This window comes from Mycobacterium sp. TH-M15 (assembly GCF_057473705.1).
The window spans coordinates 1-2,253 of sequence record NZ_JBYCLB010000652.1 but is presented as its reverse complement, the minus strand read 5'-3'; the positions used below and the strand labels follow the sequence as shown (position 1 = coordinate 2,253).

General features: G+C 70.8%; 2 protein-coding genes. Both read left to right on the top strand.

The window, feature by feature from the left end:
• The first annotated feature begins 5 nt into the window (after positions 1-5).
• Entirely contained in the window at positions 6-1,694 is a 1,689-nt protein-coding gene (locus AC2VNT_RS15960) for a DEAD/DEAH box helicase (RefSeq protein ID WP_486947780.1), read from the top strand.
• A partial coding sequence (locus tag AC2VNT_RS15955) for an acyltransferase family protein (RefSeq protein ID WP_486947779.1) occupies positions 1,691-2,253 on the top strand: 563 nt, incomplete at its 3' end. The genes AC2VNT_RS15960 and AC2VNT_RS15955, both read left to right, overlap by 4 nt.

Sequence of the window (2,253 nt, the reverse complement as noted above, 5' to 3'; positions counted from 1 at the left end):
ACGCCATGACGTTCCCGGAGACCCCCGCGGCCACCTTCGCTGACCTGCAGATTCACCCTTCGGTGCTGCGGGCCGTCGGCGACGTCGGATACGAGACGCCGTCGGCGATCCAGGCCGCGACCATTCCGGCGTTGCTGGCCGGCTCCGACGTGGTCGGCCTGGCCCAGACCGGCACCGGCAAGACGGCCGCGTTCGCCATCCCGATCCTGTCCCGCATCGACACCGCCAGCAAAGCCACCCAGGCGCTGGTGCTGGCCCCCACCCGGGAGCTGGCCCTGCAGGTGGCCGAGGCGTTCGGCCGCTACGGGGCGCACCTGCCGCGGATCAACGTGCTGCCGATCTACGGCGGATCGTCCTACGCGGTGCAGCTGGCCGGGCTGAAGCGGGGTGCGCAGGTGGTGGTCGGCACCCCCGGTCGGGTCATCGACCACCTGGAGCGCGGCAGCCTGGACCTGTCCCGGGTGGACTACCTGGTGCTCGACGAGGCCGACGAGATGCTGGCGATGGGCTTCGCCGAGGACGTCGAACGGATCCTGGCCGACACCCCGGAGTACAAGCAGGTGGCGCTCTTCTCGGCCACCATGCCGCGGGCGATCCGTGGGATCACCGCCAAATACCTGCACGACCCGGTCGAGGTCACCGTCGAGGCGAAGACCCCGACCGCGGAGAACATCGCCCAGCGCTACATCGAGGTGGCCGGCCCGCGGAAGATGGACGCGCTGACCCGGGTGCTCGAGGTCGAGCCGTTCGCGGCGATGATCGTGTTCGTCCGCACCAAACAGGCCACCGAGGACGTCGCCGAGAAACTACGTGCCCGAGGGTTCTCCGCGGCCGCGATCAACGGCGACATCGCGCAGGCGCAACGCGAGCGGACCATCAGCGCGTTGAAGGACGGCGGTGTCGACATCCTGGTCGCCACCGACGTCGCGGCGCGCGGCCTGGACGTGGACCGGATCTCGCACGTGGTCAACTACGACATCCCGCAGGACACCGAGTCCTACGTGCACCGCATCGGCCGCACCGGGCGGGCCGGCCGGTCCGGGTCGGCGCTGCTCTTCGTGAGTCCCCGGGAACGGCACCTGCTCAAGGCGATCGAGAAGGCGACCCGGCAGAAGCTCGTCGAATCCCAACTGCCCACCGTCGAAGACGTCAACGCCCAGCGGGTGGCGAAGTTCGCCGACTCGATCACCGACAGCCTCGGCGGGCCCGGCACCGACGTGTTCCGCAGCCTGGTCGAGGAGTACAGCCGGGAGCACGACGTGCCGATGGCCGACATCGCGGCGGCGCTGGCGCTGCAGTCCCGCGGCGGCGAGCAGTTCCTGATGGCGCCCGAGCCGCCGCCGGAGCGCCGTCGTGACCGGCCCGGCAAGCCGGCCCGCGAGCCCGGCCGCAAGGGCGACCGCCGCGGCGGGTTCGCCACCTACCGGATCGCGGTCGGCAAACGGCACAAGATCGGACCGGGGGCGATCGTCGGCGCGCTGGCCAACGAAGGCGGCCTGCATCGCAGCGACTTCGGTCAGATCAGCATCCGGCCGGACTTCTCCCTGGTGGAGCTGCCGGCCACGCTGCCCGCCAAGACCCTCAAGGCGCTGGAGCGGACCCGGATCTCCGGCGTGCTGATCAACCTGCGTCCCGACCGGCCGCCGGGCAAACCCAACCGGCCCAACGGATCAGGCAAGAAACACGCGGGATGACGCTCTCACCGGCGCAGGTTCCCGCGACCGCTGACCGCAGGCCGATCTACCGGGTCGAATCGCTGACCGGCGTCCGCGCGGTCGCCGCCAGCCTGGTGGTGGCCACCCACGCCGCCTACACCACCGGGAAGTACACCCACGGCTACGCCGGGCTGGTCTCCTCCCGGATGGAGATCGGCGTGCCGATCTTCTTCGTGCTCTCCGGTTTTCTGCTGTTCCGGCCGTGGGTGCTGGCCAGCGCAGCCGACCGGCCGGCCCCGTCGCTCCGCCGGTACGGTCGGCACCGGGCCCGGCGCATCATGCCGGCCTACCTGGTCACCGTGCTGGCCGCCTACGTCGTCTACCACTTCCGCACCGCCGGGCCGAACCCCGGGCACACCTGGATCGGGCTGCTGCGCAACCTGACCCTGACCCAGATCTACAGCACCACCTATCCCTACGGCGGCTACCTGCACCAGGGCCTCACCCAGATGTGGAGCCTCGCGGTCGAGGTGGCGTTCTACCTGGTGCTGCCGGTGCTGACCCACCTGCTGCTGGCTCGGCTCTGCCGGGGTCAGTG

What these genes read in the sequence shown, in the direction of transcription:
- AC2VNT_RS15960 (WP_486947780.1), top strand. Translation starts at nt 6, where the DNA reads ATGACGTTCCCGGAGACCCCCGCGGCCACCTTCGCTGACCTGCAGATT.